Source organism: Streptococcus cristatus, from assembly GCF_001588905.1.
GTDB classification, from domain to species: Bacteria; Bacillota; Bacilli; order Lactobacillales; family Streptococcaceae; genus Streptococcus; species Streptococcus cristatus_N.
This window is the reverse complement of sequence record NZ_LAWH01000017.1, coordinates 1-7,879: the sequence shown is the minus strand read 5'-3', so window position 1 is coordinate 7,879 and position 7,879 is coordinate 1. Positions and strand designations below refer to the sequence as shown.

Annotated in this window: 9 protein-coding genes and 1 pseudogene; 4 read left to right on the top strand and 6 right to left on the bottom strand. The window is 35.3% G+C overall.

What is annotated here, in order from left to right:
• The 3 genes and pseudogenes from A0765_RS03415 to A0765_RS10440 all read left to right on the top strand — a co-directional run.
• A pseudogene (locus tag A0765_RS03415) lies at nucleotides 1-243 on the top strand (helix-turn-helix domain-containing protein); the annotation flags it as partial.
• A 20-nt stretch (nucleotides 244-263) separates the two neighbouring features.
• A complete protein-coding gene (locus A0765_RS10445; protein ID WP_257000798.1) occupies nucleotides 264-608 on the top strand; it encodes a hypothetical protein in 345 nt (114 codons plus the stop codon).
• Nucleotides 609-830: 222 nt separating this feature from the next.
• Nucleotides 831-977 (top strand): hypothetical protein, encoded by a 147-nt coding sequence (locus A0765_RS10440; RefSeq protein ID WP_179856141.1) that lies wholly within the window; start codon nucleotides 831-833, stop codon nucleotides 975-977.
• Nucleotides 978-1,056: 79 nt separating this feature from the next.
• Here the strand turns inward: A0765_RS10440 and A0765_RS03405 are convergent, their stop codons facing one another.
• The 6 genes from A0765_RS03405 to A0765_RS03385 form a co-directional block, all read right to left on the bottom strand.
• Nucleotides 1,057-1,443 (bottom strand): hypothetical protein, encoded by a 387-nt coding sequence (locus A0765_RS03405; protein ID WP_062004636.1) that lies wholly within the window; start codon nucleotides 1,441-1,443, stop codon nucleotides 1,057-1,059.
• 329 nt (nucleotides 1,444-1,772) lie between these two features.
• On the bottom strand, nucleotides 1,773-2,657 hold the full coding sequence (locus A0765_RS03400) for a replication initiation protein (RefSeq protein ID WP_081108116.1): 885 nt from the start codon (nucleotides 2,655-2,657) through the stop codon (nucleotides 1,773-1,775).
• 606 nt (nucleotides 2,658-3,263) lie between these two features.
• A complete protein-coding gene (locus A0765_RS03395; RefSeq protein WP_062004632.1) occupies nucleotides 3,264-4,682 on the bottom strand; it encodes a plasmid recombination protein in 1,419 nt (472 codons plus the stop codon).
• 613 nt (nucleotides 4,683-5,295) lie between these two features.
• Nucleotides 5,296-5,487 carry a hypothetical protein gene (locus A0765_RS03390; protein WP_062004630.1) on the bottom strand — a complete coding sequence of 64 codons (192 nt, stop codon included), beginning with the start codon at nucleotides 5,485-5,487 and terminating at the stop codon, nucleotides 5,296-5,298.
• Between the two features lie 168 nt (nucleotides 5,488-5,655).
• On the bottom strand, nucleotides 5,656-5,826 hold the full coding sequence (locus A0765_RS10435) for a hypothetical protein (protein ID WP_179856140.1): 171 nt from the start codon (nucleotides 5,824-5,826) through the stop codon (nucleotides 5,656-5,658).
• Between the two features lie 214 nt (nucleotides 5,827-6,040).
• The gene (locus tag A0765_RS03385; RefSeq protein ID WP_062004627.1) at nucleotides 6,041-6,664 is read right to left on the bottom strand and encodes a cysteine hydrolase family protein; all 624 of its coding nucleotides are present in this window, start codon (nucleotides 6,662-6,664) and stop codon (nucleotides 6,041-6,043) included.
• Between the two features lie 281 nt (nucleotides 6,665-6,945).
• Here A0765_RS03385 and A0765_RS03380 point away from each other — a divergent pair, with 281 nt between their 5' ends.
• Nucleotides 6,946-7,506, top strand: coding sequence for a TetR/AcrR family transcriptional regulator (locus tag A0765_RS03380; protein WP_000111607.1), 561 nt, complete (start codon nucleotides 6,946-6,948; stop codon nucleotides 7,504-7,506).
• The last annotated feature ends 373 nt before the right edge of the window (nucleotides 7,507-7,879 follow it).

Sequence of the window (7,879 nt, the reverse complement as noted above, 5' to 3'; positions counted from 1 at the left end):
TTAATTGAGGAAGTTTATAATTGTTACGGTGACATCCTTCCTGAAGAAGAGTTGCTGAGTCTAGACTTGATTGAAAGAATATTAGGCTTGATAAGAACAGGGACAGGTAGTTTCGCTGAAGATATTTTTGATGATTATTTTAAGCAAGTAACACTAAAGCAAGTTTACACATTCAATGATTTACTATTAATTGATTATTTTGCTATGCAATGTCAAGACTTGATTTATAGAAGAGAGCATTAGATGATTTTCGGATTAAGTTGTTGAAACAGCAATTAGTTAGTGATGAAATGTATAATGTAGAGCTACTATCAGTTCTTTGTGCCATAGCGGGTGTTTATGTTGTTCGTAATGACTATAAGCATATGATATCTCTAGTAAAAAAGATGAATGAAATTTTATCAGTAACAATGTTGCAAGTCTATAAACCTGGAATTTCAGTATTTGAAGCTAAGTGCTATCTTTATTTTGAAAATGATAAAAATAAAGCAAAGGAACTTTATCACTCAGCAACTATACTAGCTGAACAATTTGATGATAAAGTATTTGATAAAAAACATTTACTAACTTTCCGAAAAATTGGTCTTTTTCGGAAAGTTGTTGAATGAGCTAAAAAACAGCGAAAACCGTTGAGGCTGTAGGGATTTTTAGTGGTAGATTGTCCGTGATTTAATCTAAAAACAGCTCAGAATGGCTATCTCAACATCGTTTTTTAACTATTTATGCAAAAAAATAACTATTCAGCATCGAAAAATTTACCGAACAGTTAAAAAAATGAGCAGAATAGAATTTTTCAAAAAGCGTATTGAAATGTGTGTTATGATGGAATCATGAAAGATTTAATGTTAAAGATTGTATACGAGGCAATGCAGCTACGAGCAGATGATGATATAGATGTGTTAGACGATAAAATAAGACAATTAAAGCTATCTATCGAAATCTTAGAAGATAAATTGGACCGTTTTCATCATAACTAGGTTATTAAAACAGTAAAAAAAGGTGGATACCCACCTTTTTTATTTCTCTGTAAGTTTTTCAAAATGCCACCTCAATACGTTATTTTTTTGAAAACAACCGTTGCCACCAGCTTTTTTTAGTTTCTAGCAATAATGTTTCATTCTTCATAGTAAGAGCTCCGATTAGTTGCAGTTGGCTGTTGCTTGTTTCGATCAATTCAGTAATTTGCTTGTCTTTTTGATCGATTTGATCCACTAGTTGAGTACGTTCGCGTTCAAAATCCTCGCGCAGTTGCTCTATTTGGCTTTGTAGCATTTTTTCTACACGTGCGCTAGAATGTGTAGCATCGTCTATATTTGTATCGACATCTTCTATAAGGCATGTATCTAAAACGTACTGAGTAAGACTTTTGTTCTGTTTTTTAGATAGTTCTACAAGTCTTTCTTTCTGTTCTTTCGATACACGCATACTAATTTGCACACTCATTTTTTTCTAACCTCTTTTTAACAAATATATACGTTATACATAACGTTATGTATAACAATTATATCACGTTCTATACGTTTTCTTTACAGATATTTTGTTGAAATCGATTTTTAGCTCTCATTTCCTTGTTAAATCCTTTAGAAAACAAACTAAAGGGGTCTGCTAGGGTAAATATACCACCCCAACTTTTAAACTCTTAAAACATAATAAAAACAATTAGAAAATGCAGCTAAAAATCGAAGCCCTATTTTTTTACGATTTAATAATCTAACTAGGCTATTGACCTAGTTAAAAACGAAGCAATAAAAAAGACAGATAAACCGTCCTTTTTATTTTTTGTCTAAACGACCAAGCATTTCAGCTTTTTTCTTCTCTAATTCTACTTTCGTTTCTTCTGACGTCTCGTTAACATAAACAGGTTTGGACCACTTTGGTACGTTTGTTTCTTTTACTTTTGAACTGTACTTATTATCTTCCCACGCGTCACGGGCTTCTTTATCAAAATGAAATCTATACGATGTTACTTTCGGTCTGCCACGTTCTCCTCTTTTACGTTTCGCTTTTACTTCCTCTAATCTTAAATTCGGGTAGAATTCCTTCAATTCCTCAAGTGCTGGATTAATAATTTTTTCCCTAATTTTTGTAGCTCCGTAGCTATCTGGGATCGCTAAATAACGTTTGAAGTTTTCTACCGTCACTACCCAAAATCCTGTGTCAGCAAACTGACGCAAAAATTTGTAGATATCGATAGTATATTGTTTACTGAAGCTGTTTCCAATCTGCAGCGGAAATTTTGTATATTCGTTTGCAAAGTTTTTTATCAACGAAAAATAATCAGGGTTAACTCTTACTGTTATTTCTCCATTTTGTTTATCGACTTTTCTAGCCGTAAACAGCATAAATTCTTCATAGGAAGTTTCAGTTTCAATTTCTGTGATCGACAATGATAAAATCTTACGAAACGTCTGACGAATCAACCTAATACCATCTTCCAAAGATTTTGGCTTTGCTTGAGTCAAGTATATAAAACGTTCATAATCAATCGTAATATCGCTTCCATCTGTTTCCTTAATCAACCAAATCAAAGTCATCAAGATTTTCTTTTGAACAAGTGAGAAGTCTTTCAGGGGAACGGAATTAAAGTCGTTAGAATACTTTGCCACTTCTCTAATTTCATTTTTTTCTTCTTCCATAGCAATAAAATCCTTTTTCATTTTATATCAAATATTGTATCACAAAATCACATTCAATTCAATAATAAAATCCTTTTGCATTTTATTTCGGAGAAAGTCACTTTATTCTCGGAGAAAGTCACTTTATTCTCGGAGAAAGTCACTTTATTCTCGGAGAAAGGGATTTTATTCGTCAGCTTTCCTTAGAGCCTCAAGGGATAGCCAGACCCTACAATATTACTTTACAATATATATATACAATATATATTTACATAGCGCTTCGCGCTTATATCCATATCCATTTTATAATAATGAAAATTAAGTCGCTACGCTCTATTTGAGGCTATCGCCTCTGTTCGCTACGCTCACTGCCTACAAGGGAAAGCTGGATTACTTTAAGTCTCATTATGGCATTATAGTTTAGATGAAAATTGAAGTTTTACTAATAAAGCCAATAGAGTTGATTAACTCTTTAATGTCGTATAAACAAATAGATAATCTTTTTAAAAGTTAGTTTTATTTGCCTAAAGGTGATTAAAAGTATTGATATAGCTACATTACTAGACTAATTGAATACAAGTTTATAAATAAAATCCTTATGGATTTTATTTCGGAAAAAGGGATTTTATTACTAGGCTAATAATCAAGCTATCTACTAAAATCTAGATCATCTCTCTCAAATGCCCTATCTCTATCCCCATCTTCTAACTCAAGATCCTTTCTCTGAATGATCTTTTCAGCAATCTCATCACGTTCTTGATCTGTCAGATAATACTCTTGGTCCTGCAACTGAGACCTATATTTGTTTCGATCTTCAATCACATACTGCAAATCTTTCGTCAGACGATCATTTGTCCTCATCAGATCAGCCATTTCTTCTTTTAATTTTGAAATAGTGGCCCTCAGACGTTGTACGATTCCCAGACCAAGAATACGCTCTTTAAATTCGTTCAGCAATTTAATCAATGGGCCTCTATCAGCCCTACGGGCTAAATCATCAAAATCCTTTTCTGGGACCATGACATAGCGTTGTTTTTCCTTGCCAAAGCCTTTCTCTTCAATTCGATAGTTCCGTTTGTCGTCAATCGGTTTATTTGCAATCAGCTGCATCTTTAGCATCGCATCGACAGTTTCATCTTCGATTCGCTCCAAATCAAGCTTTTCAGCTTTGCTAGCGATCTCATCGTTAATCTGCTTGATCAATCTAGCTTGCTGCCTCTTGCTAGCTTTAAAAGCTTCATCTCTTTTTTGGATCCTCTCTTCTTGTTGTTTCAATCGCTCGTTTAGCTCTTCCATCTTCTCTTCATGAGCTTGTTCCTCACGTTGCATTTTAACAATCTGATTTGTTCTTCGGTTTTCGATGTATTCCATCGCATCCTTGTATTCACGCATATCCTTGATATCGTTTGTTTGCCCAGCTTTTCTATCGATTCCAATTTCATGGACAAACTCATGCAGACGATGAATTTCTGCATTTCGAAACGCTTTAAACTGTTCACGTCCACTTAGCCCAAACCCTTCCTGCTCCAGCGCCTTTCTAAAGGACGGTTGCACTGCAAGCCCATTTTTATAGCCAGTTGCTGTTGGAACAACATTGAAATGGGCGTGAGGGGCCCCAGCTTCGTCCAAATGGACGATAGCATTGTAGATGGTCATATTATCGTGTCGTTCGTTAAAATCGCGTACGTAACGTTCTAGAGCCTCTCCGACCTCCAGCTTTTCTTCAAAGCTCAATTTTTCCCAATCAGCTTTGTTTCCGACGGTCACAATAAACTCCCTCTGCAGGTCCAAGTTTTTGGACTTCTGGACGTGTTTATAATAATCATCGATCTTGCGATCCTTGCGTTTTTGCTTTGCGTTATAAGCGCTCAGTGCATCATCAAACAGTTCGTGATAAACGTCTTTAATATCGCGTTTCACAATCTGGATATTATATTTCGATTTTTCGCGTTGAATATGCTTGTGAGCGTCGCTTTTAAACTCTTTTTCTGTTAGTTCGCGGTTATTGTGTCTAATATTAGTTTGACGTGGATTCGTTTTAAAAGATAACGTCATTGTTTTATTCATGATTTAAACCTACCTTTTTTATAAGTTACTCATAGTTAGTATGCCATTTTTTGTTAAAAATAAAGACAAGACAGAAGAAAAAAACGCAACACTCAATAAATATAACTAGGCTAATAATCTAGTTAATAAAAATATGGATAGATATAGAGAACCATGATTTATCAATATCGTGGTTCTCTATATAAGTCCATGAAAAATACAAATTATGGTCTATATAGTTGTCCATTATTTGAATATAAAATGGACTATATATAAGCCCATAAAAATATAGAATAATGGGATATATAGTAGACCATGAAATAATAAAATTATGGAACATATATAAGCCCATATTTAGGATCAAACGTGGACTAGTATATAAGACCATTAACCAACTTAAAAAATGCGCAAGGTAGCCCGAAAAGCGGGCTATGACGCAGCGCTATCGCTATTCTGCGTCGCTATTGTCGAATAAAAACAGGCGTAAAATCATAATCCAAAGTCGGGATTTAGCGGGGCGTTTCTGTTACTCTTTACCAAAGAGTAACGTTTTTGTAGTTTTGACATTGCTGCGCAACGTACAAAACTAAAACGCTCTGCCGAGGGCCATGGGTTGCACCCCTTTTTTGGCCCATCATGGTCCAAAAAATTCACTGCGTTTTTCGGCCCACAAAGTGGACTCGAAAAAAATCGGCGCGAACACCGCACCGAAAAAATTGCCCACTGCAATTTTTGCTTGCCCATCTTTTGCTAACAAAATAATTTTAGCGCAGCTGAAATTATCAGCAAAAATGGCCTTCGCCCTTCGCACGAACCAACGTTCCATAACTACATTTTTTGAGTCTTAAAACCTTGATTTAATAGGGTTTTAGGACTTTTGAAACTTGCAAAATAGACTCATTTTTCAAATTTTAGTAACTTTGTTGTTTTTAAACTATTAAGAAAGTAATTCCACTATATATTCCGAAGACCCAAATTTATCAAAACCAAATCCTCACTTCCAGAACTTCCACCATCTCTTAGTCTTCTGCTCCATCAGCAATTGATTATCTTTTTGAGTCGCTAAGATAATCGTATGCAGTTGATTAATCCGCTTCTTGTCATCATCTATCTGACCTTTGAGATCTAAAATATGCTCATCTTTTTCCTGTATTACATTTGTCATACTTTACAACTTCATTTATTTTTCGAACTGTATTTTCTCATATATCACTTTAATAAAGACATGGCGTTTTTTCCTTTCTTTTTCTAATATTAATGTCTCTAAAAAGATCGAGCAATCGATAACCATTCTTGGATACAAGTCAAAAGTAAAAAAAGAGAGTTTTACTCTCTTTTTTTATCTATTTGAAGTCCTTTCTTTATGCCAAAGTTTTATACTAAAGTTGAGCGATAACTTCCTCAGTTGTCAAAACTTGATTGGCAATGTAGCCGTAGTTTGTTAGTGCAGCTTGGTAGGCTTCTTCACCTGGAGCACCGACAGCATCGTTAACAACAATGACATTGTAGCCTAATTCTATGAGTTCACGCATGTGTGAATCCACGCAGAGATTAGCATTCATACCAGCCAAGATGACGGTGTCGATACCATTTTTGCGGAGTTGAAGGTTAAGGTCGTTGCTTTCTGGGCCAAAGATTTTATGCCCGTTGACAACAATAGTATCTTCATCCAAAAATGGTTTAATCTCTTCAATTATATCTGCTCCAGAGCCTTCTGGAATTGCTGAATACTGGCTATCACGCCAAAACATTTCGTTTTCAATCATCATCGTTTCACCAGCAGCTTTAAATTGCCACTTGTGATCGTGTGGATAGAAGTAATGCGGTGAGATAAAACGCTTGTAGCCACGCTCTTTAGCAAGAGCGAAAAGCTTTGTCAGATTTTCAATAGTATTAACTTTTTCAAGAACGTCTTTAGTTGCTCCGAATCCTTTACCAGTATGTTTTAGGAATTCAACTTGTGGGTCTGTGATAACAAATGCGACATTTTTCTGATTGAACATGAGGTTCCTCCTAATATGATTTGATTAACAGCCAATAGGAATTTAGACTGTTAGTTTTTAGTAACAATTTTGCCTATCGAAATAGGATGATTTTCCAAATGGTAGTTTTAGTTATATACTGACCGTTCGGTACAATTATAATAACATCTAGAATTGAATTTGTAAATCAATTTGCTCAGAACAAAAATTTTAATGATAAAACAGTGGCAAAAGGAGGTGGTTTCAATGGTTTGTTCTCAGACTCTGAATCTGCTATAATAGGAAAAAAGAGAGGTGAGCAGATGAGCGTTAAAGAGCGTATTTTACAAAGTGCTGAGGAATTGATTTATCAGAAGGGTTATGTGGCCACCTCCATCAGTGACATCATGGAGGCAGCTGATGTTGGCAAGGGGCAGCTTTATTATTATTTCAAATCTAAGAAGGAAATTGGTTTGACGGTCATTCAAGATATTTTAGCAAATTGGCGAAAAGAGCTTTTTGAAGATATTTTCGAAGCAGACAAGTCTGACAGTGACAAGTTTTCGGATATGATTGACTGGGTTTGTCAATTTCATGAAAGTCAGACGGTCTTTTATGGTTGCCCAATTGGTAATCTGATTGTGGAATTGTCCACAGAAGATGAGAACTTCCGCTGTCCTCTCAATGATTTTATGACCCAATGGACAGAGAAGTTAGCCAGCCTCTTGCAAGACCTGCATGCTGACTGGTCAGAAGAGCGGGCGCAGTTGCAGGCCCGTCAAGTCATCTCCAGTATTCAAGGCAGCATTGTCATTCTCAAAGTCAGCCAAGACATCCAAGTTTTAGAAAATAATATGACGGATTTGAAAAAGAATTATTGTTAATTTTTAGCCGAAGAATTAAAAGTATGTTAATTTATAGATTGTGGTTAAGAGGTAAGAATGACAACAGATATTAAAACTGAAATTGGTCATAGAGTAAGACAGGAACGTGAACGTCACAAATTGATGAGAGAAGAGGTCTGTGGATAGAAGCTGACTTAATAATCAAACAGCTGATGCGTACTGAGCTTGGGCAATCCTTGCCAACAATTACTAAGTTACAATATTTATCTAAGCGATTAGAAGTTCCGATAGATACTTTTCTTGAAAATAAAGAACTAGCTCTTCCTGAGGAATACTTTAAGATAAAGTACCGTATCATGAAGTCTCCAGTATAGTATATGGAGATTCCAAGCGTATTACGGAAAAACTAACT

Coding starts and splice junctions, on each gene's coding strand:
- A0765_RS10440 (WP_179856141.1), top strand. CDS start 831: ATGAAAGATTTAATGTTAAAGATTGTATACGAGGCAATGCAGCTACGA.
- A0765_RS03405 (WP_062004636.1), bottom strand. CDS start 1,443: ATGAGTGTGCAAATTAGTATGCGTGTATCGAAAGAACAGAAAGAAAGA.
- A0765_RS03400 (WP_081108116.1), bottom strand. CDS start 2,657: ATGAAAAAGGATTTTATTGCTATGGAAGAAGAAAAAAATGAAATTAGA.
- A0765_RS03395 (WP_062004632.1), bottom strand. CDS start 4,682: ATGAATAAAACAATGACGTTATCTTTTAAAACGAATCCACGTCAAACT.
- A0765_RS03390 (WP_062004630.1), bottom strand. CDS start 5,487: ATGGAACGTTGGTTCGTGCGAAGGGCGAAGGCCATTTTTGCTGATAAT.
- A0765_RS10435 (WP_179856140.1), bottom strand. CDS start 5,826: ATGACAAATGTAATACAGGAAAAAGATGAGCATATTTTAGATCTCAAA.
- A0765_RS03385 (WP_062004627.1), bottom strand. CDS start 6,664: ATGTTCAATCAGAAAAATGTCGCATTTGTTATCACAGACCCACAAGTT.
- A0765_RS03380 (WP_000111607.1), top strand. CDS start 6,946: ATGAGCGTTAAAGAGCGTATTTTACAAAGTGCTGAGGAATTGATTTAT.